At 53.4% G+C, this 23,730-nt stretch carries 18 protein-coding genes, 1 tRNA gene and 1 rRNA gene; 9 read left to right on the forward strand and 11 right to left on the reverse strand.

Annotated elements, in window-relative coordinates; translation table 11 throughout:
• Positions 1-84 precede the first annotated feature (84 nt).
• Together rrf and HMPREF9156_RS0101665 are read left to right on the forward strand one after the other, a co-directional pair.
• A 5S ribosomal RNA gene (gene rrf, locus HMPREF9156_RS0101660) occupies positions 85-201 on the forward strand.
• 167 nt (positions 202-368) lie between these two features.
• The gene (locus HMPREF9156_RS0101665) at positions 369-1,244 is read left to right on the forward strand and encodes an N-acyl homoserine lactonase family protein (RefSeq protein ID WP_007147069.1); all 876 of its coding nucleotides are present in this window, start codon (positions 369-371) and stop codon (positions 1,242-1,244) included.
• 123 nt (positions 1,245-1,367) lie between these two features.
• Here HMPREF9156_RS0101665 and HMPREF9156_RS0101670 read toward each other — a convergent pair whose 3' ends face one another.
• The 3 genes from HMPREF9156_RS0101670 to HMPREF9156_RS0101680 form a co-directional block, all read right to left on the reverse strand.
• Positions 1,368-1,736, reverse strand: coding sequence for a YccF domain-containing protein (locus HMPREF9156_RS0101670; RefSeq protein WP_007147070.1), 369 nt, complete (start codon positions 1,734-1,736; stop codon positions 1,368-1,370).
• Between the two features lie 219 nt (positions 1,737-1,955).
• Positions 1,956-4,259, reverse strand: a complete 2,304-nt coding sequence (locus HMPREF9156_RS0101675) for an ArnT family glycosyltransferase (RefSeq protein ID WP_007147071.1) — start codon at positions 4,257-4,259, stop codon at positions 1,956-1,958.
• 86 nt (positions 4,260-4,345) lie between these two features.
• Complete coding sequence (locus HMPREF9156_RS0101680) at positions 4,346-5,359, reverse strand: dolichyl-phosphate beta-glucosyltransferase (RefSeq protein WP_007147072.1); 1,014 nt, start codon at positions 5,357-5,359, stop codon at positions 4,346-4,348.
• A gap of 323 nt (positions 5,360-5,682) precedes the next feature.
• Between HMPREF9156_RS0101680 and purE the strand changes: the two genes are divergently transcribed.
• From purE to HMPREF9156_RS0101700, 4 genes are all read left to right on the forward strand, one after another.
• Positions 5,683-6,180 carry a 5-(carboxyamino)imidazole ribonucleotide mutase gene (gene purE, locus HMPREF9156_RS0101685; RefSeq protein WP_029246310.1) on the forward strand — a complete coding sequence of 166 codons (498 nt, stop codon included), beginning with the start codon at positions 5,683-5,685 and terminating at the stop codon, positions 6,178-6,180.
• Positions 6,164-7,324: a 5-(carboxyamino)imidazole ribonucleotide synthase gene (purK, locus tag HMPREF9156_RS0101690; protein WP_007147074.1), complete on the forward strand. Its 1,161-nt coding sequence runs from the start codon at positions 6,164-6,166 to the stop codon at positions 7,322-7,324. The genes purE and purK overlap by 17 nt, the downstream gene beginning before the upstream one ends.
• 10 nt (positions 7,325-7,334) lie before the next feature.
• Entirely contained in the window at positions 7,335-7,799 is a 465-nt protein-coding gene (locus HMPREF9156_RS0101695) for a Fur family transcriptional regulator (protein ID WP_007147075.1), read from the forward strand.
• A 118-nt stretch (positions 7,800-7,917) separates the two neighbouring features.
• A complete protein-coding gene (locus HMPREF9156_RS0101700; RefSeq protein ID WP_007147076.1) occupies positions 7,918-8,139 on the forward strand; it encodes a hypothetical protein in 222 nt (73 codons plus the stop codon).
• 82 nt (positions 8,140-8,221) lie between these two features.
• Here HMPREF9156_RS0101700 and purD read toward each other — a convergent pair whose 3' ends face one another.
• The 8 genes from purD to HMPREF9156_RS0101740 form a co-directional block, all read right to left on the reverse strand.
• The gene (purD, locus tag HMPREF9156_RS0101705) at positions 8,222-9,583 is read right to left on the reverse strand and encodes a phosphoribosylamine--glycine ligase (RefSeq protein ID WP_007147077.1); all 1,362 of its coding nucleotides are present in this window, start codon (positions 9,581-9,583) and stop codon (positions 8,222-8,224) included.
• Positions 9,584-9,611: 28 nt separating this feature from the next.
• Positions 9,612-10,655, reverse strand: a complete 1,044-nt coding sequence (gene purM, locus HMPREF9156_RS0101710; RefSeq protein ID WP_007147078.1) for a phosphoribosylformylglycinamidine cyclo-ligase — start codon at positions 10,653-10,655, stop codon at positions 9,612-9,614.
• On the reverse strand, positions 10,648-12,165 hold the full coding sequence (gene purF / locus HMPREF9156_RS0101715; RefSeq protein WP_007147079.1) for an amidophosphoribosyltransferase: 1,518 nt from the start codon (positions 12,163-12,165) through the stop codon (positions 10,648-10,650). The genes purM and purF overlap by 8 nt, the downstream gene beginning before the upstream one ends.
• Positions 12,166-12,265: 100 nt before the next feature.
• Complete coding sequence (locus tag HMPREF9156_RS0101720) at positions 12,266-16,183, reverse strand: phosphoribosylformylglycinamidine synthase (protein ID WP_007147080.1); 3,918 nt, start codon at positions 16,181-16,183, stop codon at positions 12,266-12,268.
• Positions 16,184-16,298: 115 nt separating this feature from the next.
• Positions 16,299-17,054, reverse strand: a complete 756-nt coding sequence (gene purC / locus HMPREF9156_RS0101725) for a phosphoribosylaminoimidazolesuccinocarboxamide synthase (RefSeq protein WP_007147081.1) — start codon at positions 17,052-17,054, stop codon at positions 16,299-16,301.
• 113 nt (positions 17,055-17,167) lie between these two features.
• Entirely contained in the window at positions 17,168-18,508 is a 1,341-nt protein-coding gene (gene purT / locus HMPREF9156_RS0101730; protein WP_007147082.1) for a formate-dependent phosphoribosylglycinamide formyltransferase, read from the reverse strand.
• 24 nt (positions 18,509-18,532) lie between these two features.
• Positions 18,533-18,608: transfer RNA gene (locus HMPREF9156_RS0101735), tRNA-His, on the reverse strand.
• A gap of 103 nt (positions 18,609-18,711) precedes the next feature.
• Positions 18,712-19,938, reverse strand: coding sequence for a glycosyltransferase (locus HMPREF9156_RS0101740; protein WP_007147083.1), 1,227 nt, complete (start codon positions 19,936-19,938; stop codon positions 18,712-18,714).
• Between the two features lie 401 nt (positions 19,939-20,339).
• On the opposite strand from HMPREF9156_RS0101740, the gene HMPREF9156_RS0101750 reads away from it, so the two are divergent.
• The 3 genes from HMPREF9156_RS0101750 (at position 20,340) to HMPREF9156_RS0101765 (ending at position 23,729) form a co-directional block, all read left to right on the forward strand.
• Positions 20,340-20,795 carry a DUF4854 domain-containing protein gene (locus HMPREF9156_RS0101750; protein ID WP_007147084.1) on the forward strand — a complete coding sequence of 152 codons (456 nt, stop codon included), beginning with the start codon at positions 20,340-20,342 and terminating at the stop codon, positions 20,793-20,795.
• Between the two features lie 280 nt (positions 20,796-21,075).
• Positions 21,076-22,719 carry an ABC transporter substrate-binding protein gene (locus HMPREF9156_RS0101760; protein WP_007147085.1) on the forward strand — a complete coding sequence of 548 codons (1,644 nt, stop codon included), beginning with the start codon at positions 21,076-21,078 and terminating at the stop codon, positions 22,717-22,719.
• A gap of 29 nt (positions 22,720-22,748) precedes the next feature.
• Positions 22,749-23,729, forward strand: coding sequence for an ABC transporter permease (locus HMPREF9156_RS0101765; protein WP_007147086.1), 981 nt, complete (start codon positions 22,749-22,751; stop codon positions 23,727-23,729).
• Position 23,730: the final 1 nt, after the last annotated feature.

A 23,730-nucleotide genomic window follows, 5' to 3' on the forward strand; every position in this document is an offset into this window, starting at 1 on the left:
CAACACACAAGACCAACACACTAATCACCCGCGTCTACTATCCGGTCGCCAACCCACCACCAACAACACAACAGAATATAGTTTTGTGGCGGTCACAGCCCAGGAGAAACGCCCGGCACCATCCCGAACCCGGAAGCTAAGCCCTGGCACGGCAATGATACTCCACCCGACAGGGTGCGGGAAAGTAGCACACCGCCACCACAACACATTACAATATAAGATATAAAATGATCCTGGCAGGGAATACAACCTTACCAGGATCATTTTTTATTTCTGCAGTGGTTTAATAAACATGCCGCATATATCTCTGAGCTGGTTATGCGGAGCAGACCCATGCAGAAGCGGATACCGGAAAGCGAGTAATCAGAATGGATAATATTGGCACGGATAATGCCAAAGGTTTCAGTGTGCAGGTTATGCAGGCAGGAAAGGTGTGTGTTTCGCCTTCACTGCCATTCGGCGGTGATGATGCGAGCCTTCTTAGAGGATCGGGGATATTCACCCCAAAAGCAAAACGGCTCTGGCTCCCTGTCTGTTCTTTTCTCGTGACAACGCCTAAAGGGCGAATTATCGTCGATACGGGCTGGGATAGAAGCATGAGCCCACACGGTGTTATTGATCGTAAAGCACAGATACGGTCTTTGGATTCATGGCTGCTGTACAAAGTGAATCAGGGGGTAGTTGCCGCAGGAATGACCGTTCCGGAACAGCTTGGGCGGCAGGGGCTCTCGCCGGAAGATATTGATTATGTAGTCGTGACCCATTTGGATTGTGACCATACTAATGGACTGAGGGGGCTGGCTGCAGCGAAGCATATTATGGTAGCCGCCCAGGAAATGCAGTATGCGACGGCATTCCCCAATAATCTGGTTCGGTTCCGTAAGAAATGGTGGGAAGGGCTGGATATTGACCTGTATACGTGGAATGATACCAACGGTCCGGCGCATCACTCATATGATCTGTTCGGTGACGGCAGTGTCCAGTTCATCAATATCCCAGGCCATACAGACGGTCAGATAGCAGTAAAAGTCACTAATAGTGACGGCAAATTTGTACTTCTTTTTGGTGATGGGGGATATTCGTCCAAGTCGTGGGAAGAGATGATAACATCCGGGATATCAACCGATAAATCTGCGCAGAAGCATTCTCTTCAGTGGATACGTGATCAGAGCCTGAACCCTGACTGTATAAAATCAATGGCTTGTCACGATCCTGATAATAAGCCGCAGGTCATTGCATTCTGATTCTTAGGCAGGCAGTGTATCTGATGGGATAAGTTTTCAGGAAAGTACGCAGGGTAAAGCCGGACTGCTGCATGTGCGCCGTGCAGATATGTATGTGCAGCCGCAGTCTTTGGATAGGTATCCCTAATCAATATTGACGATTTCGGAGCCGAATGGCCAGAAAGCCAAAGCTGCCATCTTAAAGGACTGTATGCCGAATGGTATGCCGATAATAGTACAAAAATTGACCAGTCCTGCAAAAACATATATCGCTCCGAGCATCCATCCGAAAGTGAGCGCCCAGATAATGTTAAAGATACCCGTGGCCAGGCCGCCGTTATTGATAACGGTTTTCCCGAATGGGGCGAGGGTCAGACCCGCCATCTTGAAACATTGGGTGCCAAAAGGTATCCCAATGATAGTAATGCACAGGATGCAACCGATAAGGAACCAGAGGATGGCGGTCTCCAGACCTCCGAGGAGGATCCAGAGTATATTGCCCAGTAAACGCATAACTATTCCTTTCGCCTGTCTGTTTGTAATTTTACTTTAGCAGAATCCTTGTCGCAATGTGGAGGCTAACGTCATTATCGAGTATGGATGTGGTTAAGATTTTGGGCGGAAGGCCGGTAATATGGCCTTCCGCCCAAAATCTGCAGTTATGCTGGCACTTCATGCATGGAGCAGGGAAAGCGGGCTCGTCTGAGTCACGGCGCATCAGACAGGGGAGGGCTACTTGCTGGCTGTCAGATCGTAGATCGTTGTGCCATTCACAGTTTTTGCTGTAAAGTTTTTTGCAACCCACTGAGCTATTTGTGAAGCGTTTGATGAGCCGCCGTACTGCTGCCCGCCTCCCATTTCACCGCCGGATATGTAGTAGTGGATAAGGCCCTGTTTCACATATTCCTTGAACTGGGCAAGGGTAGGATAAGCATCCGTACCATTGAATCCGCCGATCGCCATAACAGGTTCTTCGCTGGCCAGCTGGTAGGAGGCGGCACTCTGTGATGCAGTAGTTGCTGCGGCCCACCGGTATTTATCTGCGTCCTTTTTAAGAAGGGAGACAACAGCAGAGTTGTTTGAAGCACCGCTGCCGCCGAGGAAACCGCCTCCTCCGCCGCCGGGACCGCCAGCGGTATTGCTGTTACTTGTGTTGCTGCCGGAATTATTGTTGTTCTGGGGATTTCCGCCCTGAGTACGTGTATTGTTCTGCCCGTCGGTGCCATTATTCCGGCTCGTCCCAGGGCCATTGCCTGCACCGTCCTGTGCTGGATTCTGTGAACTGTTGCCTATGCTTCCATTCGGGACTCCGCCAGGCATACCTCCAGGGGCTCCGCCGCCGGGACCGCCGGCTCCTCCCGGGCCGCCTGAATTCGGACCGGCTGTCACGATAGAACCATGATGCCCGGAAAGGACAGTTGCGGATGTCCATGCAACGGGACCAGCAAATACGGCAGCAGCGCTCAGCGCAACAGCAGCTATGCGCACAATGGTGAGGCTCTGCGAAGGCCGGGTTGCAGCTGCAGAACCATCTTTGGCAATAGGCTGTGCAGATGCAGTGTGAACGGCGCGCGGGTACATCACACCTGCAACGGCAAGTGCCAGCCCGCCGACGATACCGCTTATAAGGACGGTCCGTGAGAGCCACGCATATGAAGCTACCGTATTGATAAGATTGCTTGACCATATTGCTGTAATGATCACAAGGGCAGCTGCTGTGAGCGGCGCCCAGGTCCTGTCCCGCTGCGACCACAGGCAGGCGACCGCTATAGCCGCGAGTATGGCGACTGCGGGCGCAAGCGCTACGGTATAGTATGCGTGGAAAATGCCGGACATGAAACTGAAAACCAGCCATGTTACAGCGAGCCATCCGCCGAATACGATAATACTGGCACGCCGGGGATCTGTGCGCCGGGAAGTACGTGTGGCTATCAGCCCGATAACTATTCCCGCGAATGCGAACAGGACCAGCCATGTGATCTGGGTTGAGAATTCGCTGGTGAACAGGCGGCTCCATCCGGTCTGGCCCCACATCCCGCCCTGTGGTTTTCCGCCTCCCGGCACAACAGACCCTGTTTCATTGCCTGTAATACGGCCCAGGCCGTTATACCCGAAAGTCAGCTCAATAAAAGAGTTGTTCTGAGACCCTCCGATATACGGCCGCTTTGAAGCCGGGACAAGCACTGTCAGTAGCACCCACCAGCCGGCAGCGATCACCATGGAAAGGATGGCAGCCAGCCCATCCACGATCCTGCGGATGATCCCAGTAGGCGAAGCGATCAGGAACGCTGCGGCAATCCCCGGAAGAATAAGGAGCACCTGGAATTGCTTTGTCAGGAAGCCGAATCCAACAAGAACCCCTGCGAGGATCATCCAGCCGGTACGCACCATATTCCCACGCCGTGATGTGTCGTATTCCACTGCGCGCAGAGACGCATAGCAGGCTCCGACCATCAGCAGCACCAGCAGGGCGTCAGGATTGTTGAAACGGAACATAAGCGCCGCCACGGGGGTAGTGATGAATGCAGCGCCTGCAATAATCCCGGCCCAGTTCCCCCAGTACCGGCGGACAAGGGAATAAATGAGGAAGGTGGTAAGGACGCCCATTACAGCCTGCGGGAGGAGGATAGCAAAAGAATTCAGCCCGAATATCCGTACGGACAGGGCCATAAGCCATATCGACGCCGGCGGCTTGTCGACTGTAATAGCATTGCCGGAGTCGGAAGATCCCCACAGGAATGCCCACCAGTTTTTTGAACCGGCCTGTGCTGCGGCTGAATAAAATTCATTGGCGTATCCTGATGCAGTGAGATTGATAAAGAATACCGCAACAGACAGCACCATCAGCGTCCCGAATGCTATCCAGTCTATTGCGGCCCTTCTCGGCAGGGCATAAAGGTTTGCATACATTTTCCTGTTTTTACCGGCTCTGCGGTATGCTGCACCGCCTGATGCGCTATCTGCAGCAGCAGATGCGGGGAAGTTCCGCCCTCTATTTTTCGCGTTATGTGCAAGGGATGAGGATGCTGTTGTCATGAGCAGCCCTTTCTTGATATGTTTCAGTATAGTGTTCAGTTATTGGCAATTTTAAGTTTTCAGATTGCAGGCATCTTTGTGCGGCCTCAGGCAGCCTGTATTGCTGCAAGCGGCACAAGGCTGCCGCGGAATGCCCGCTGTGCCCGGGCCTGGTAATATGTTGCCCTGTCCCGGAGCATGTCAGCATACGATGCGTGGAGTGTGCGCTTCATCCGCCGCATGCCCTTAAGGTCTTTAAGGGCAGTGTCTACAATGCGGACCGTAGTGCCGCTGTCTTCGATCCAGCGGACAGGGACCTCTTCCAGACGCTTGCCTTCACTCTGGGCAAGGAGAAGCAGTTCGGTGTCAAAGAACCACTCATCATCAGCGATCCGGGGAAGCAGCTCTTCCGCTGATGCGGCACTCATCGCTTTGAATCCGCACTGGGCATCGTGGAACCGCGCCCCGGAATATGTGTGGAGAAGGAAATTGTACGAGCGCGAAATAGCTTCGCGTTTGAACGAACGCCGGATATCTGACTGGCCCATCAGCCTGGACCCTATTGCTATATCGGCTGTACCGGCAAGGATAGGAAGGATCAGCGAATCAATATGTTCCAGGCCTGTAGAAAGGTCAACGTCCATATATGCAACAGCGCGTGCTTTTGACTCGCCCCAGGCGGTTTTAAGTGCAAACCCGCGCCCTTTGCGGTTGATGCGTATGGAGCGTACATGGTCCGGATAGCGTTCGCTCAGTTCGGATGCTATGACCCACGTGCCGTCTGTGCTCGCATTATCGGCAATAACTATCCTCCAGCTGAAATTCGACGGGACGCCGTCAGCAATGATTGCACCATGCTCATCAGCAGTGCCGGAGAGGTACGCCCCTAATTTTTTGACCGAGCTTTCGAGCTGATCCTGTTCATTGTAGACCGGGATAACAAAATCAACATCTACCGGTTCGGGGAAGCCATAGCGTTCCACTATCGCTGACGTGCGGCATCCTTCCTGATAACGCGGCCTGTATACTTTCATCTGATGCACCACTGAAGCGTCCCTGACAGGGAGCGTCGGTTCGCCGGATATGCGGTCCCTGCGGACCTGTGCTGTTATAGCAGCCATATGATCACCTCTTTAATCTGTGTACAGCTCTATTAGAAATCCTTATACTGGATAATTTTTCCTATTCTTATGGAAAGTTACCTGAATGTTCCGTGGATAAATCTGTATAGTTCCTGAAAATCGCCCGGAAGCAGAAGCGGCACCTCCGTAGTTATACATCAAGTAACATGCCCGGATCTGGCTTGTAGGCGGGCTGGCTGCCATATATCCATCATGTGGAACCCTGCCGCAGCTGCGGCCGCAAGTTATATATGGGCAAGTATGATGAGTAGCAGAAAGAAAAACAGTATAAAGGAGGCAGCATGGCTGATCCGGAAACAAGTATGCAGTCAGGAAAACCGGTTGTTGCGGTAATTATGGGGTCTGCCAGCGACTGGGGGACTATGAAAAAGGCATGCGATGTTTTAGACAGGTTCCACGTCCCGTATATGAAAAAAGTAGTTTCTGCACATCGCACTCCTGAACTGATGGCAGAATTTGCTTCTTCTGCACGGGAACAGGGGCTGCACATAATAATTGCCGGTGCAGGGGGCGCAGCACACCTTCCCGGTATGATTGCAGCACAGACGACGCTACCTGTTATCGGTGTGCCTGTACGCTCGCATGCATTGAGCGGATGGGATTCGCTGCTGTCAATCGTCCAGATGCCGGGCGGTATCCCCGTAGCAACAACTGCTGTCGGGGATTCGGGTGCGGTGAATGCCGGACTGCTTGCCGTAAGCATCCTGTCGGTATCAGACAGCAGGCTGGCCGATGCGCTGGCGGATTATCGCGATAGCCTTAAGGAAAAAGTGGAGAAGTCAAATGCCGAGCTTGTCTGAGATCACAAACGGCCGTATGGAGAGCCTCAGGCGAGGTGATACCGTCGGTATCGTAGGAGGCGGGCAGCTTGGGCGCATGATGGCAATAGCTGCGCGCTATATGGGATTCCGTACAGGAGTACTCGACCCTGTCCCCGGCTGCCCCGCTGCACAGGCAGCAGATTTCCAGGTTGTTGCCGGGTATGATGACCGGTCTGCTATCCGTAAACTTGCCGAACGCAGTGATGTGCTGACATATGAGTTTGAGAATGTGGATGCGGATGCCCTTGATGAAGTCGCGGATATAACGGCGATCCCGCAGGGGACGGATCTGCTCAGAGTAACACAGAACCGTATTGCCGAAAAATCTTTTATCAACAGCCACGGGATCCGGACAGCCCCATGGAAAGCAGTGGGATCCCGCCAGGACCTTGCCGGTGCCCTTGAACAGATTGGGTACCCGGCGATCCTGAAAACAGCCGCCGGCGGGTATGACGGCCATGGGCAGACAGTCCTCAGAGGCGCGCAGGACCTTGGCAGGGTCCCGGATGCGGAAGGGTTCCCGGAATCTGTCCTCGAGGGTTTTGTTGATTTTGAGTATGAAGCGTCTATCCTCGTATCCGGCAATGGCCGGGACTATGTTACTTTCCCGGTAGTACGCAACGAGCACAGGAATAATATACTCCATATGACGTTTGCCCCCGCCCAGGCGGAGGAGGGGGTCTGCCGGCGCGCAAAGGAACTGGCCCTAAACCTGGCACGCGGGTTCAACCTCAGCGGGACGCTGGCAATAGAGCTTTTTATCACCCATGACGGGAATGTGCTGGTCAATGAGCTTGCCCCGCGTCCGCATAATTCGGGCCATTACACTATAGAGGCATGCTCATTCAGCCAGTATGATGCGCATATCCGCGGGATAGCAGGCTGGTCACTGGAGCAGCCGAAACTCCTCAGCCCCGCAGTTATGGTAAACGTGCTTGGGCAGCATGTAGGGCCTGTCCAAAAAATCGCTCCCAGCTATCCTCAGTGGCATGTCCATGACTATGGCAAGGCTGAGGCAAAGCATAACCGCAAGATGGGCCATATCACCGTCCTGACAGATGATACACGGCAGGCAGCGCAGGAATTGGCAGGCACCCATTGCTGGGATGATATCCTGGGATAAGGAGGATATAATGGCTGAGGACGATCATAGCAGCGGCAGCAGTACATGGTTTCGGAAGAAGCACCGGAACACTGTCCAGAAAGATGCAATACTTAATATTTTGCGGTCTGAACCTGTTTTCATGTCATCTCCCACCCTTCACAGCAAGCTGCAGTCTGCCGGGCTGAAAGTCGGCATGGCGACAGTGTATCGCCAGCTCGGCGTTCTGGCCTCAGAAGGCAAGGTGGATACTATCCATCTCAACGGGGAGCAGCTGTACAGGCTCTGCGATGAAGGGCATGGGGGACAGAACCATCGGCATCGCCATCATCATCACATGGTCTGCGAAAACTGCGGAAAAACCGTTGAGATCGAGCCGCCGAACGAACAGTGGATCAATAAGGCTGCTGCAGAGCACGGGTTCAGCGTCACATACCATATGTTTGAAATAATAGGGCTGTGTCCTGAATGCAGGCGCAAGTTGGGTGCTGAATAATAGGGAATAAAAACAAAGGACAGAAACTGGTAAAAGCAAGGGATCCGTGGGGTACGGATCCCGGTCAGGCGGCAATTGTGGAAGATCTCGGTGCAGTCTTTAGGCAGCTGCATTGCTTGTGAGCAATCTGCCGTCTGATGTATTGGCCCAGACAAGTAATTTCCTGTCACTGCTGTTTATGCTTGCGATCCCCGTAGGGACTGTTGTTTTCAGTTCGCTGAGCGTATGGAACACAACGGTGACATGGGCGGTATTTCTTGCTGCAGCAATTGTTATACTGGCCCTTTCGATTGCTGGCGCGAGGAAAAGGATACAGGCTTCAGGCGAAACAGATAAGTAAATAAGCCGAAGGAGGATCTGCTGCGTGAAAATGGTAATTTGCTGTCTTTCCCCAAAACTGAAGGATACCAGACTGTCCAGCTTTACTGCTGCCTGAGTGCCCTGGCCCCAATATCATGGCGGTAGAACAGGCCGTTAGTGTGTACGCTGTCAAGGAGCGAATAAATACGGTCCCGGGCTTCGGCAACAGTATTGGCAGTCGTCTCAAGGAGCAGTACCCGCCCTGAAGATGATACCAGTCCGTGTCCGGCATCATCGGCATGTGTTTCTGTATCGGTGCCTGCGTCTGTGCCTCTATAAGAACCGCCGGTACTGCCGGCAGCTACCCCGGCGAAGAAAATATGGGAAGAATCCTTAAGGCCTGCCTCGGCTATAGCGCTGTTGAGGTCAGGGATCACCGCACCTGTACGGGTATTGCCGGGATACCCTTCTGACGCAAGGATAACGCCTAAAGTTTCTGTACCATCATTCCGCCAGGTAAAACCGGGATCTTTCCCGTTAAGGACAGCCTCAATCCCAGCTCCCAGATCGCTGGTGAGCCGGGGAAGGATGACTTCCGTCTCCGGGTCGCCGAAACGCGCATTGAACTCAATGACCTTAGGGCCTTCGTCAGTTGCAATCAGGCCGGCATAGAGCACGCCTGTGAAAGGTATGCCTTCAGAAGCCATACCTTCAACAGCAGGACGGATGATCCTGTCAACTGCTGTATCAACAATATCACCGGATATCTGGGGGACCGGACAGTAAGCACCCATACCGCCGGTATTAGGCCCTTCGTCGCCGTCATAAGCCCGTTTATGGTCCTGCGATACCGGCATGGTCCAGAACATGTTTCCGCTGACAAAACTCATCAGCGAGAATTCTTCGCCTTCAAGGAAGTCTTCAATAACAACGCTGGAACCTGAGGAGCCGAACTTATTGCCAACGAAAATATCGTGCAGGGCCTGCAGGGCGGTATCTGTATCCATCGCAACAGTGACACCTTTGCCGGCCGCCAGCCCGTCCGCTTTTATCACCACCGGCGCCCCATGCTTTTCAATATAGGCTGATGCCTTTTCAAAGCTGGCGAATGCAGCATAGGCGGCAGTAGGGATATTATGCCGGTGCATAAGCTGTTTTGCGAAAGTTTTTGACCCTTCTATCTGGGCTGCCGCGCGGGAAGGGCCGAATACCGCGATCCCCGCTTCCTGCAGGTCGTCAGTTATGCCTTCCATAAGCGGGTCCTCAGGGCCGACGAATACCCAGTCTATACTGTTAGCCCTGATAAAATCGATAATCGCAGCATGGTCAGATTCATCAAGCAGGACAGTGCGTATCCCGTCAGAAGCCATGCCCGGGTTCCCCGGAGCACAGTAAACAGTACCTACTGCAGTGCCTTTCAGCAGGGTATAGGCAACGGCATGCTCGCGTGCCCCCGACCCGATCACTAGGACTGTGCTTGCCATATAGACTCCTTATCTTATTGGCCAGTTATCAAAAGAGCTTTGAATGGAGTTCTGCCTGGCCGCCCGCCTGTTCTGTTATGCTGCCGATAATGTAGCAGGGCTCATCGTGTGAATCAAGGATAGATACCGTCCTACGGACATCATCCGGACGCACCATAAGAACTATGCCTATCCCCATATTGAAGATGTTGTACATCTCCAGATGCCCGACATGTCCATACCGTTCAATAACAGTGAAAACAGGGGGTACCGGCCATGAATCGATATCAAAGGAAGCGGCAAGGCCGTCAGGTATGATCCTCGGTACCTTTTCCAGGAATGCCCCGCCCGTGATGTGTGCAATACCCCTGATAAGGCCGGTGCCAAGCAAAGGCTTCAATGCCTGTGCATAAATGCGTGTAGGTGTCAGAAGGATATCGCCGAGCTTCCTGCCCCCAAGCTCGGGGAGTACGGAATCGCAGGACAGTCCGCCGTCTTTGAAGAGCGCCTTGCGGACCAGTGAGAAACCGTTGGAATGCAGACCTGAGGAGGGAAGCCCAATAAGGACATCGTTTTTACGGATATCCGATCCGTCAATAATGCAGCTTTTTTCAACGACCCCTGTGGTAAAACCGGCAAGGTCATATTCGTCTGCATCATACATATCCGGCATTTCAGCTGTTTCGCCGCCGACAAGGGCAGCGCCTGCCTGCACACATCCTTCGCAGACCCCTTTGACGACCTGCTCAAGCAGCTCAGGATCATTCTTTCCGCAGGCGATATAGTCAAGGAAATATAGCGGTTCTGCACCCTGTGCAAGTATATCATTAACACACATTGCCACGCAGTCAATGCCGATAGTATCATGTTTGCCCATCATCTGTGCGATAAGCAGTTTTGTGCCGACACCGTCGGTCCCTGAAACGAGTACGGGTTCCCTGACATCAAGCGAGGAAAGGTCGAAAAGCCCGCCGAAGCCTCCTATCCCGCCGGCCCCTTTACGTGCTGTGCGGGCCACATGCTGCCGGATCCGCCGGACTACTTCGTATCCGGCTTCAACACTGACTCCGGCTTCTTTATATGCTTCAGGCATAGGTATCCTCCTGGCTGTCTGTTACAAACTCATTCCCATCATATCGTGAATGCCTCATGGCGTATGTGGTGATGCGTTTACGGTCTTCGTCGGAAAGCGATGCAAGGAATTCCTGCTCGTAATCCCCGAGGCTTGTAGGGTAATCGCCATTGAAATATGCTACACACAGCCCTCCGTAAGGGGCATCGGAATGCAGCCCGATAGTTTCCACCAGACCGTCCAGGCTCAGGTAGGCGAGGGAATCCGCTTCAATATATGTGCAGATCTCATTGACTGATTTCGTCGCAGCGATAAGCTCTGAAGTCCGGGAAATATCAATACCGTAGTAACACGGATATTTAAGCGGGGGAGAAGCAATGCGCATATGTACCTCGCGCGCGCCTGCTTCCCGCAGGAGGCGGACTATGCGCTTCGATGTAGTCCCCCTGACTATGGAATCATCAACCACAATAACGCTCCGCCCTTCCACCACACCGCGCACAGCGGAAAGCTTCATACGCACCCCCTGCTCGCGCAGTTCCTGGGTTGGCTGGATAAAGGTGCGTGCAACATACTGGTTTTTGACCAGCCCAATTTCTTCCGGTATCCCGCTTGCTTCGGCGTACCCTGCTGCAGCGGACAGGGAGGAATTCGGCACGGCAATAACCATATCAGCATCTGCAGGTGCCTCCTGCGCCAGCCTGGCCCCGGCGCGCTTCCGCGCAGAATGGACATTGACGCCGTAAATATTGGAATCAGGGCGGGCAAAATATACGAATTCCATAGAACAGATAGCTTTTTGGGTATGACTGGTATATTGTGTGATGGTATACCCTTCATCAGTTATAGCGCAGATCTCACCAGGCTCAATATCGCGGATCAGGGTGGCTCCGACCACATCCAGGGCGCATGTTTCTGATGCCAGCACATAGGCGCCGTTTTTCATCCGGCCGAGGCTCAGAGGGCGGAAACCGTTGGGATCCAAAGCTCCGTACAGGGCCGTATTGGTCATCAGCAGATAGGCGAAACCGCCGTGTACCGTGTTCAGGGCATCTTTGAGCTTATCCAGAAAAGTGTTTTCAGCAGACCGGCGGATAAGATGGATAAGCACCTCAGTATCAGAATTGGAATGGAAAATTGCCCCTGAATCTTCCATCTCGGTGCGCAGGGTTTCGCAATTCGTAAGATTGCCATTGTGGCATAAGGCTACAGGCCCGTCATGAAACCGGAAAAGGAAAGGCTGGACATTATTCAGGGATCCTGTGCCGGATGTAGCGTACCGTACATGTCCGACTGCCCTGGTGCCGTGGAGGGAGGCAATATCAGCATCATTCCTGAAAACTTCGCTGAGCAGCCCAAGCCCGCGATGGCTGGTAAGCTCGCCATTGTTATTGACCACAATGCCTGCGCCTTCCTGCCCCCGATGCTGCAGCGCATGGAGTCCGAAATACGTCAGCCGTGCTGCGTCGTCGTGCCCCCACACGCCGAAAAGCCCGCACTCCTCGTGGAGGCCTTCAAGTTCTGCAGACATATGTCCTGCCTTTCATTTTTCTGCCTATACTGTGCATGTATAAGCTGGTATCCTCCCCGGCTGTCTGGCGGAAGCAGTGTGGTACATGCAGCGTAAGCAGTCAGCCAAGGAAGTACCTGACTCCGCCCTCAAAGATAGGCTGGTACGCGGTTCCCGGGATATTTCTGTACAGCCCGTTCCCGCTGCGCTCGCTATGCCCCATTTTACCAAAGATCCGGCCATCAGGGCTTGTGATGCCTTCAGCGGCAAGGACAGAACCGTTCGGATTGACATCAAGGGACATAGATGGTGTGCCGGCCTCATCAGTATACTGGGTGGCTATCTGCCCGTTTCTGACAAGCGTATCAAGTGCTGGCCGGTCGGCAACGAAACGGCCTTCCCCGTGGCTTACAGCAACAGTGTGGATATCGCCCTGGCGGGTCTGAGACAGCCACGGGCTGAGCGTTGATGCTATACGTGTGTGTACAAGGCGGCTTTGATGGCGTCCGATAGTGTTGAAGGTCAGGGTCGGGCTTTTATCTGTTGCCGGTACGAAATCGCCGTATGGGACGAGGCCGAGCTTGATCAGTGCCTGGAAACCGTTGCAGATACCGAGGATAAGCCCGTCGCGGTTATCGAGCAGATCCCGTACGGCATCTGTTATCTCAGGTGAGCGGAAGAATGCTGTTATAAATTTTGCGGATCCGTCAGGCTCATCACCTCCTGAAAAGCCTCCGGGGATCATGATGATCTGCGAATGCCGGATCTTATCGGCGAGGGTTTTGACGCTTTTGGTCACATCCTGCGGGGAGCGGTTATTGACAATAAAAGTTTCAGTATCAGCCCCTGCCCGGCGGAAAGCCTTTGCACTGTCATACTCACAATTATTACCGGGGAAAACAGGGATAATAACTTTGGGCGCTGGCCGTGATGCCGTAAAACGGGACAGCCGGCGTTGTCTTTTATCCGTGCCGGGTTGCGGAGCTGACTGGCTGCTGTCATAGTTCAGCGGTTCAACCCCCTTATCTGCCGGGTATACAGTTTGCGGCATCCCCGTCCCGGCAGTTTTCAATGATTTGTCCCTGTACGGGAATACAGGTTCCAAAGCGTTTTCCCATATCTCCTGGATATCAGCGAGTCCTGTTTCTTCTCCGCCGATGCTGAAAGTATAAGTATCAGTTGTTTCCCCAATAATATCAGCAGAGAAACCGGCAGAGCCAAGGATGTCCCTGACAGCTTCATGGTTGTGTGAAGCTGCAGGGGAAAGCTCAATGATAAAGCTTCCATAACGGGGTATGAAAAGCTCATCAGGATGGATGCTGCTGTTGAGCTTTACACCGATCTGGTTTCCTGCACACTGCAGGAACAGCGCCTGCGCCGTGCAGCCATATCCGGGTGTCGCAGCGGCGAGGACAGCGCCGCGGGCAGTACAGCCGGAGGCCTTATCAGGCGTGATACCGGTATCCATAAGCTTCTGAACGGCATCCATCACTTCTACCATGCTGTGAGGATCAGGCGTGATACCGTCTTTTTTATAGCGGGGGGATATCCGGAGTATCTGATGCCCGGCCTCCTTGAATTCAGGCGAAACCGCATCGTCGGCCTCTCCTGTTGCAACAGCGAAACTGACCAGGGTAGGAGGGACATCAAGATTTTCAAAACTCCCGCTCATCGAATCCTTGCCGCCAATAGCGCCAACACCAAGGTCAATCTGAGCCATAAGGGCGCCAAGCATAGCCGCCGCGGGCTTGCCCCAGCGGCTGGGATCGTTCCCGAGCTTCTCAAAATACTCCTGGAAAGACAGATAGGATTTTTCCCGGGAGAAGCCTGAGGCGATAAGCTTGCTTACGGATTCCACGACAGACAGGTAGGCTCCTGCAAACTGGTCTGCTTCCATAATATAAGGGTTGAAACCCCATGCCATAGCGCTTGCTGTTGTTGTTTCACCGTCAACCGGGAATTTGGCGACCATGGCCATTGGAGGTGTCAGCTGCCTTCTGCCGCCGAACGGCATCAGGACAGTAGCTGCCCCAATAGTGGAATCAAAGCGTTCGGAAAGCCCCTTCTGTGAAGCGGCATTGATATCGTCAGCCAGCGCAGCCATACGCTGGCTGAGGCTGCCCGTATGCCATGCGTCAGGGGTCTTGTATGTCCCCTGCCGGGCAATATGGACATGCTGGCTGCGCCCTGCGCCATTTGAAGCAAGGAATTTACGGCCCAGGTCAACGATCGTCCTGCCTTTCCACTGCATACGCATGCGCCCGGAACCTGTGACTTCTGCTATAACAGTGGCGTCAAGATTTTCCTCATGCGCAGCAGCGAGGAAAGCATCAACATCTTCAGGCGCAAGCACGATTGCCATGCGTTCCTGGCTTTCAGATATCGCCAGTTCGGTACCGTCCAGGCCATCGTATTTTTTAGGGACTGTATCTAGATATATCTCAAGGCTGTCGGCCAGCTCACCCACGGCTACTGCCACGCCGCCTGCCCCAAAATCGTTGCAGCGTTTGATAAGGGATGCCGCATCATGGCGCCGGAAAAGCCTTTGAAGTTTGCGTTCTACAGGGGCGTTGCCTTTCTGTACTTCAGCACCGTCCTTTTCAATAGACCTGACGTTATGGGATTTGGACGCTCCTGTTGCCCCGCCTATACCATCCCTGCCGGTACGCCCGCCGAGGAGGAGTACCTTATCGCCGGGCTTCGGAGCCTCGCGGCGCACATTTGCCTGCGGCGCAGCACCCACCACGGCGCCGATCTCCATACGTTTAGCTATGTATCCGGGATGATAGAGTTCGTGGATTTCTCCGGCAGCCAGGCCGATCTGATTCCCATAAGAAGAGAAACCTGCTGCCGCAGTAGTTACGAGTTTCCGCTGGGGGAGTTTGCCTTCCAGCGTTTCAGATACCGGTACCCGCGGATCCGATGCCCCTGTGATGCGCATTGCCTGATATACATAGCTGCGCCCTGACAGGGGATCGCGTATCGCGCCGCCCACACATGTAGCTGCCCCGCCGAAGGGTTCTATCTCAGTGGGATGGTTATGCGTTTCATTCTTGAAAAGGAGGAGCCAGTCCTGGTCTTTCCCGTCAACATCTACTGTAACTTTAACAGTGCAGGCATTGATCTCTTCAGATTCATCAAGCCCTTTCAGGGTACCGGTGTTTTTAAGGTAACGTGCGCCTATAGTACCCATATCCATCAGGCTGACAGGCTTATTATCACGCTGCAGCGTATGGCGGATACGGAGATATTCATTAAAAGCTTTTTTTACCGCAGTGTCATCAATAGTTATATCATCCAGCTGTGTATTAAAAGTAGTATGCCGGCAGTGGTCTGACCAGTATGTGTCGATAACCCGGATCTCTGTGACGGTAGGGTCCCGTTCCTCTTCCCGGAAATAGCTCTGGCAGAAAGCAATATCTGCCAGATCCATGGCAAGGCCATAGCCTTCGATGAATTGCTTCAGTTCAGTCTGTGACAGTTTTCGGAACCCATCCAGGGTTTCGACAGGACCGGGCTCGGGTGGAGCAGCCTTGAGCGTCCGCGGCCTGGCAAGGTCCGCAATACGCGAATCTACAGGGTTGACTACATACGCGCGGATAGTACTGATATCAGTATCGGTAAGCCTGCTGCCCACAAGCACATAGACTTGCGCTGTACGGACCGCAGGCCGCTCCGTCTGGCTGATAAGCTGGATACATTCGCTTGCGGAGTCCGCCCGCTGGTCAAACTGTCCGGGCAGGTATTCAACGGCAAAAATAAGGGGAGGGGCCTGGGCTGTGCCGTCATCGACAGCTGCTGACACTCCGATGCCTGCCTTGCCGAGGTCTGTATAGGTAACATCGGTCTGAGGCTCGCTGAAAACCGTGTCGATACATTGATGGAAAAGTTCCGGTGTGATCCCTTCAACATCGTAGCGTTTAAGTATACGCAGGTTTTCGAGGGCCGTGACCCCCGCAATAGTGCGAAGTTCGCACAGGAGCTGGCGGGTCTGGGTGTCAAACTGCGTCTTCTTCTCAACGTAAATGCGTTCTGCCACGTAGTTCCTTTCGCCGGAATTCGACTCTGAAAATCCTATTGCTGTCCTTCCTGCCTCTCAGGATCCCTGTGCAGGGTTTCCAGGGATGCCGTTTGGGAAGCGGAAACTGAATAGTTTATTTTATGGAATTAAGGGGATGTGAAGCATGGAGTTTTTCCAGCCGGCCCAGTATTTCTTCATAAGCCGGGATGATATTCCCCATGTCACGCCTGAACAGATCTTTATCGAGGTGTTCCACATGCCCCTCAGCAGTTTTTGCTGTATCCCATAAACGGCAGGTATCCGGGGTTATCTCATCGGCAAGGAGGATAGTGCCGTCAGATGTGCGCCCCATCTCTACTTTAAAATCAACAAGGGTAACATTGATATCATTGAAAATAGCTGTCAGTGCATGGTTGATTTCCCGGGCTTTTGCCGAAATGATATCAAGCTGGTCGCGTGTTGCGAGATCCAGTGCGATGGCATCGTCAGTATTAATGAATGGGTCTCCCAGAGTATCATCTTTCAGGCACAGTTCAAGGACCGGGCGGCTCAGCAGGGTACCTTCCTCCCTGCCATACCGCCTGGCGAAACTCCCCGCAGCGATATTGCGCATGATGATCTCCAGCGGGAACATTTCCATTCTCCGTACAAGCTGTTCAGTATCGCTGATCTGAGAAATAAAATGGCTTGCGATACCGCGGTATGCAAGCTCATTGAAGATAACAGCTGTAATACGGTTATTAAGGCGCCCCTTGCCTTTGATCTGTTCTTTCCTGGCGCCATTCCCGGCTGTTGCCTGATCAAGGTATTCGACCCACAGAACTTCAGTGTTTTCAGTAGCGAACAGTTTTTTAGCTTTACCTTCATAGAGCTGCGATAGCTTCTGCATAACTTCTTAGGTGCCTTTCAGTGTAGTGGCATAGGGACGGGTATTCCATCCTTCTATCCAACAATCTACCCGTTATGTATTACAGGAAAAGCAGATCCCGGAGGGAAATCTCATTATGCGGACTTGATGGGGCTCACTGTTACAGTCAGCCCTTGTGCGGTTTGTGCTGCTGCTTCCCTTGCTTTAGTTTCATCAGATGCGTAAGCCAGGGCAACTCCCATACGCCGCCTGCCATGGATCCCGGGTTTGCCGAAAATACGCAGGTCACTGTGCGGTATGCGGAGGGCGCGGGCAAGATTGCTGAAACTGGCCTGCCCTTCACCCTGTATGACGATTGCCCTGCTTGCGCTGACATAACCAGGATGGGCAAGCCCGACAGAGTTTTGCGGTACAGGGATACCCAGTATTGCCCTGGCGTGGAGTGCAAATTCGCTCAGATCCTGGGAAATGAGAGTCACCATACCTGTATCGTGGGGGCGGGGAGAGACCTCATTGAACAATACGTGGCCATCGGAAAGGACAAATATTTCAACGCCGTAAACGCCCCATCCCAGCTCGCCATTCTCCTGTGCGGCGTCAACAAGGCCTTCAGTAATACGATGCGCAATAGAAGATGCTTCAGCCATAACAGCTTCAGGGGTATGGGCAGGCTGCCAGGATTCCCTGTAATCCCCGTTTTCCTGGATATGCCGGATAGGGCTGCATGCTGCCACTCCGGAGCTTGATGCCACAGTAAGGATAGTCAGTTCGTAATCAAGCGGTGCGAGAGCTTCTATGATCACGCGGGATACCTCGCCCTCATGTGCTGCGCGCCGTCCGGACTGTGCCTCTGACCATGCTTCCTCCAGCTGCCCCTGGCCGTACACAATTGACTGCCCGTGGCCGGAAGAGCTCATAACCGGTTTGACAACACAGGGAAACCCAATGATGGCTGCCTTGCTCCGGAGCTCACTGAGGCTTCCCGCAAACAGGTATGGCACAGTCGGCAGGCCCAGCCCGTCATGAGCAAGCGTCCGCAAAGCTTCGCGGTCCATGCATACCTGTGCGGCGGCAGCACTCGGGGTAACTTGGATCCCCAGTCCGGCAGCCCTTGTAAGCACCTGTGTGGCGATAGCTTCTACTTCCGGGACAATAATATCGGGATGGATCTCGGTGACAGCATTCTGCAGCGCATCAGAATCGGACATATCCAGTACACGGCTTTCGTGTGCGATATGCATGGCAGGGGCATGGGCATAAGAATCTGCAGCACACACCCATGCCCCTAAGCGCATCAGTTCAATAGCTATCTCTTTGCCGAGCTCGCCGGATCCGAGCAGCATAACGCGTACGGTATGGTGCCTGTCCGGCAGCGCGTCCTGTGCTGTATCTGCACTGTTCCTGCTGGAGCTGCCGTCTGCTGCCGTATTTTCCGTATATGGGACTCCAACGTGCCAGTCGCTGATGGTGCTCATATCCTTATTGCATCTATCGATCAGTGGGGTGGCTAACGCGGCTCGAACGCGCGACCTCCTGAACCACAATCAGGTGCTCTGCCAACTGAGCTATAGCCACCATGTGCACACATTCTGTGCAACAGATGAAAACTATACACGGATTAGTGGACGCAGTATATAAGCATGTCGTACACGGGGCTTTCTGCTTTTTGCGGTACTTTTCAGGCGTGCTGCTGCGGGCCGTTTTCCCGGGCATCTCTGATCGCTGCGCGTTCCATAAGCTCAAAATCGCGGGCACAGCGCGCTATATTGTAGTGCCGGCAGGCATATTCGGCATATTTCCTGCCCCATATGCGCCGGTCTTTGGGATGTTCGATCCACCAGTCGATGCGCTGCGCGAGTGTTTCTGAGTCGCCGGCAGGGAAAAGGGAGTTGCCTGTAAGGGCGAAATTCCCTGCTGCGCTTAACCGTGAGCCGGCAATAACGGGGACCAGGCCGCACGCCATGCCTTCAAGGACGCTTACACCTTCAATATCAGCTATGGAAGGGTGCACCATAAGGTCGGCCTCCCTGAAGAACCGGGGCATTTCAGAGTGTTTGCGGAACCCGACAGATGCGGTATTAGCAAGCTGTTTTCTGCATTCGGATATGAGACGTTTATACAGCGGCCCGGTCCCCGCAATGCGCAGTTCGATATCCTTATTATGCCGGCACTTGCCAATAGCGCGGATCAATGTTATATGGTCCTTTTCGCGGTTCAGCCTTCCTGCAGCAGCAATAACGAATTTCTTTCCTGAGGGGGATTGGGCAAATCCGGGACTGTATGCCATATCTGTATCTGTACCCTCTTCTGCCCCGATACTGTCCCCAGCATCACATCCAGGGCTGAAATCCGGCTGGTAGCCGTTGGAGATGACGTGCAGGGCATTCCTGTAACGGCGGCGCTGCAGGAAATCCGCTTCCATCTGTGTAGGTACATGTATGTGCCGTATCTTTTTGTAAAAGTAATGGTTCAGGCCTGTATATATGGCTGAGGAAAGCCCCGGGATAAAACGGCATGCCCCCAGTGAATACATGATATTCTCAGGCTGTATATGGAACCCCGCAGTTACGGGGATACTGTGGGATAGGGCGTAATCCCGTGCATGCCTGCCGAAACTGAAAGGCTCGTAAATATGGATTATGTCAGCATCTTTGAATGCGCGCCTGAACAGCACGGCGGAGGGCCTGGCAAAACATGTCTGCTGCCTGTGCGCGAACCATGTAGCAACGGGAATATGCTGTTCCCGGGCACGGTACTGCGCATCGGGCGCTCCCACCCCTATAAGCCTGACGGTATTCCCGCGGCCTGTAAGTTCACGGGCAAGCTGGTATGCGGAATTTGCCGTGCCATTGCTGAAATTGCTCAGTGAATCTACCACAAGGGCGATCGTCAGAGGCCGCTGCATCCCTGTACCGTATCCAGTATTTCCGGATCCATCCCGCCGCCCGGATGCTTCAGGGCTTCTGCAGGGCTTTCCATCATCCGCAGTTTTCATAGATCAATTATGGCATGCCTTCCTGAGAGCGGCAATTATTGGATGATTATTACAGGCAGCAGGCAGCATCAGTTTTTAGGGTAAGGTTTCCTGAGGTCCTGATTTTTATGTGCATATTTAAGATTATGCTTTATTCAGTTTATGACAGGCGTATAGCCGATCTTCACTGGGTAGGAGTAAAATAAGGGCTGCTGGAGTTGTGTGGTTCAGAAACTGGTATAAGCAGCAGACTGGCGGCAATGAAAAGCATGATTATAAGTGAGATAAATTTTTCATTTCAGTGAAAAATAATCGAAAGGATTCACAATATTATGGGTACAACTAAAGTAAGGGCTGCATTGCCTAAGGCCGTTATCGCCCTGGTAATGGCATTCGCTTCCGTGGCCGGTCTTTCAGCATGTACAAGCCCGAGCCTGTGGTTCAAGTCAGACGATCAGAAGATCGAAACTATCCTGAACAGTAAATCGTTTAAAGACAAACTGGCGTCTGCTAATAAGCGTTATCAAAACCGTATCACCATGAGCCTGTCCCACGAAGGGAAGACCATCATCTATACACTTAAGCTTAAGAACCAGGGTGCAACAGATGAACAGATCAAAGAGGCCCTTGAGCCCCAGCTGAGCACTTTGTGGGATTCAATGCAAAGTTCCGCAACAGAGGTCATTGACGAGTGCCGCAAAACAGCTGGCGTCAATGGCGTTAAGTTCCGTGTCGACCTTTTCGCTGAGCATGGGCTCAAGATAGGCAGCAAAACATACGACAGGTAAGTTCTATGCTTTGCTGCGGCGTCCCCACACGGCGGATATGCAGGCAAAACTGCGGATAGTGCCGGTTGAGGTGCACAGAATATAAAGAACAGCGCAGGCTGTGAGCCTGATAGCCCGTCCCCATCCGGTCCATACCGGGCGGGGGCGGGTTTCCTTTCTGGCAGCTGCTTCAGCCTGCGTCATGGTGTGCGGTTAGAATGCTGTCTGTTAAAACTGCAGGCGACGACTTGGGAACCCATGCGGAGACCTGTCCAGTTACACACACATATGGAGGCACTGTATGCTCCAGGATATACAGGATGACAGCGGCGAAAATATATCCGGCATAAAGGGACGGAAAAAGCCTGACGCAGCTGAATTGCTTAGCAGCAGGACCCGGTCGCAGAATATCGCAGGCCGTTTCACAAGATGGGCTGCTGCTGTTGCAGGCGTTGTCCTAGTTGTGGCAGCAGGGTATGCGGTTATTACTGGCGGCAAGGCCCGTAATCCGCAGCAGGCATCACGGGTCTCAATCGGCCTTCAGCTGGCACCGGCGAATCTTGATATCCGCACCCAGTCGGGGTCTGCGCTTGACCAGCTGCTTATCGGCAACGTTTATGAGGGCCTTGTTGCACGTACTTCAGCGAATACAGTAGTACCGTCGCTGGCAAAATCGTGGGAGATCTCCGGCGATGGGATGACATACGTTTTCCATTTGAATACTGATATGCATTTTTCCAACGGGCATAGGCTGGATGCAGATGATGTAGTGTGGTCCGTCAGGCAGATGATGGATAAAAAATACCAGGGCTATTCACTGGTCCAGAATTACAGATCTGTGGAAGCAGTAAACCCGAATACCGTTGTCCTGAGGCTGACCGCACCATATACAGAACTGCTGTGGCAGCTTACCGGGCGTGCCGGCCTCGTTTTTGATAAAGACGCGCATTACGATATGAAGGTCCGGGCAGTCGGCTCAGGGCCCTATACCATAGCCGATTATAAACCGGGAGTTTCAGTCAGCTTCCATGCAGATACGCGCTATTGGGGTTCGCATAAGCCTAAAACGGGCACTGTAGATATCCGGTACTATGCGGATACAAACGCTGGCCTGAACGCTTTGAAAAGCGGGGAGGTCCAGGTCCTGGCACCCTTATCGGACCGGCTTGCTGGATCAGTGGGGAAGGATCCCGCATTCACTGTGAAGGCAGGTAACGGTACCGATAAGTATGTCCTTGCGTTTAATAATAAGAGAGACCCTTTTACTGACAAGCGTGTGCGTCAGGCGATACGGTTCGGCATAGACCACCAGGCAATAATCCGTTCACGCGGGAACTATGATCTGCCGCTTGGCGGGCCTGTCCCGCGCCTTGACCCGGGGTACCAGGATCTTACGGATATATATCCGCATAATAGTGCCAAAGCGCGGAAGCTTATGGAGGAGGCTGGATATGATGCATCCCATCCTCTTGATATTTCCCTGGAATATGCAAATATCTATCCGGCTGAAATCGGCGATCAGCTCAAGTCGCAGCTGGCGCAGATCAATATAAAGCTGTCTGTAGAGCGTGTCGATTTCAATACATGGCTTAACCATGTCTATAAGAACAGGGATTATGACCTGTCGCTTGTTGACCATAATGAAAGCCATGATTTCCATCAATGGGCCGATCCCGATTATTACTACGGCTACAATAATCCGCGGGTGATCAGCCTGTATTCGCAGGCGCTTGCAGCTTCCGATAATGCAGCCCATGATGCCTTGATCGCACAGGCGGCCCGGATCGTCAGCGAAGATGCAGCTGCAGACTGGCTGCTTAATTACCGTGTTATCACTGCATCCAGGAAAGGGGTCAGCGGTTTCCCCACGGATTTGAACCAGGTATACCTGCCTCTATGGGATGTTTCGTACAGTTCAGGACTGAAGGCAGCGGAAGGCAGATAAATATGAGGACTGCACAACGGATAGCAAGAATGGCCGTGAGGCGGCTGCTGTTTTTTGCAGCTGCCATGGTTATACTGTCGATACTGGTTTTCCTTGTCCTGCGCGTCCTTCCCGGAGACCAGGCTTCCCTCATCGCCGGGCTCAACTCTACGCCTGAACAGGTGGCACAGCTGCGCAGGCAGCTGGGGCTTGACCGCAGCTATGCCAGCCAGTACTTCAGCTGGCTTCAGGCTGTATTCCGCGGGGATCTGGGTACTTCGCTGCTTACCGGGCAATCTGTTGCCGGGCAGGCAGCGCAGCGCTCACAGGTGACGTTTCCCCTGATATGCATAAGCCTTGTCCTGTCAGCCCTTATCGGGATCCCGCTTGGGGTGAGCAGTGTAGCGGCCAGGCGTCCTGCTGTGCAGAATATATACAGGATCGCAGCTATTGGTGCTGCTGCTATACCTGCATTGTGGCTCGGGCTTCTCCTCATTATGCTTTTTGGCAGGGGTACCGGCATCATCGGCGTCCTTCCTGTATCCGGTTTCCCCGATGACGGCTGGGCTTCCCCCCTGGAGGCAGTCAGGAGCCTGATACTGCCTGCTGCAAGCGTATCGGTTATTACCGGTGCATCAGTTATGCGGTATACACGTTCAGGGCTGCTTGATGTCGCCCGGACGGATTATATCTCCATGAGTATGGCAGCCGGCATGACGCGGAGGGAGGCACTGTGGAAGACCGGCCTCCGCCTGGTGGTACCGCAGCTGGCCAGCGTTTTCGGGATAACTTTTGCCGGTATGGTCACGGGTGTCCTCGTTGTGGAACAGCTGTTCGCATTGCCGGGGCTGTCGGGCATGCTGATGCGTGATATCCAGAACAGGGACCTTCTGGCAGCGCAGAGCGAGATCCTGCTCCTTTCGGCCCTGTTTTTTGCTGCAGGGCTTGTTGTTGACATTATGTGCATAATCACAGACCCGCGGCTGGATAGTGCCGGTCCCGATGCTGGCACAGACGGAGCAGGGAGGTAGG

It is taken from the genome of Scardovia wiggsiae F0424, assembly GCF_000269605.1.
Lineage (GTDB): Bacteria > Actinomycetota > Actinomycetes > Actinomycetales > Bifidobacteriaceae > Scardovia > Scardovia wiggsiae.

What these genes read in the sequence shown, in the direction of transcription:
- HMPREF9156_RS0101665 (WP_007147069.1), top strand. Translation starts at nt 369, where the DNA reads ATGGATAATATTGGCACGGATAATGCCAAAGGTTTCAGTGTGCAGGTT.
- HMPREF9156_RS0101670 (WP_007147070.1), bottom strand. Translation starts at nt 1,736, where the DNA reads ATGCGTTTACTGGGCAATATACTCTGGATCCTCCTCGGAGGTCTGGAG.
- HMPREF9156_RS0101675 (WP_007147071.1), bottom strand. Translation starts at nt 4,259, where the DNA reads ATGACAACAGCATCCTCATCCCTTGCACATAACGCGAAAAATAGAGGG.
- HMPREF9156_RS0101680 (WP_007147072.1), bottom strand. Translation starts at nt 5,359, where the DNA reads ATGGCTGCTATAACAGCACAGGTCCGCAGGGACCGCATATCCGGCGAA.
- purE (WP_029246310.1), top strand. Translation starts at nt 5,683, where the DNA reads ATGCAGTCAGGAAAACCGGTTGTTGCGGTAATTATGGGGTCTGCCAGC.
- purK (WP_007147074.1), top strand. Translation starts at nt 6,164, where the DNA reads ATGCCGAGCTTGTCTGAGATCACAAACGGCCGTATGGAGAGCCTCAGG.
- HMPREF9156_RS0101695 (WP_007147075.1), top strand. Translation starts at nt 7,335, where the DNA reads ATGGCTGAGGACGATCATAGCAGCGGCAGCAGTACATGGTTTCGGAAG.
- purD (WP_007147077.1), bottom strand. Translation starts at nt 9,583, where the DNA reads ATGGCAAGCACAGTCCTAGTGATCGGGTCGGGGGCACGCGAGCATGCC.
- purM (WP_007147078.1), bottom strand. Translation starts at nt 10,655, where the DNA reads ATGCCTGAAGCATATAAAGAAGCCGGAGTCAGTGTTGAAGCCGGATAC.
- purF (WP_007147079.1), bottom strand. Translation starts at nt 12,165, where the DNA reads ATGTCTGCAGAACTTGAAGGCCTCCACGAGGAGTGCGGGCTTTTCGGC.
- purC (WP_007147081.1), bottom strand. Translation starts at nt 17,054, where the DNA reads ATGCAGAAGCTATCGCAGCTCTATGAAGGTAAAGCTAAAAAACTGTTC.
- purT (WP_007147082.1), bottom strand. Translation starts at nt 18,508, where the DNA reads ATGAGCACCATCAGCGACTGGCACGTTGGAGTCCCATATACGGAAAAT.
- HMPREF9156_RS0101740 (WP_007147083.1), bottom strand. Translation starts at nt 19,938, where the DNA reads ATGCAGCGGCCTCTGACGATCGCCCTTGTGGTAGATTCACTGAGCAAT.
- HMPREF9156_RS0101750 (WP_007147084.1), top strand. Translation starts at nt 20,340, where the DNA reads ATGGGTACAACTAAAGTAAGGGCTGCATTGCCTAAGGCCGTTATCGCC.
- HMPREF9156_RS0101760 (WP_007147085.1), top strand. Translation starts at nt 21,076, where the DNA reads ATGCTCCAGGATATACAGGATGACAGCGGCGAAAATATATCCGGCATA.
- HMPREF9156_RS0101765 (WP_007147086.1), top strand. Translation starts at nt 22,749, where the DNA reads ATGGCCGTGAGGCGGCTGCTGTTTTTTGCAGCTGCCATGGTTATACTG.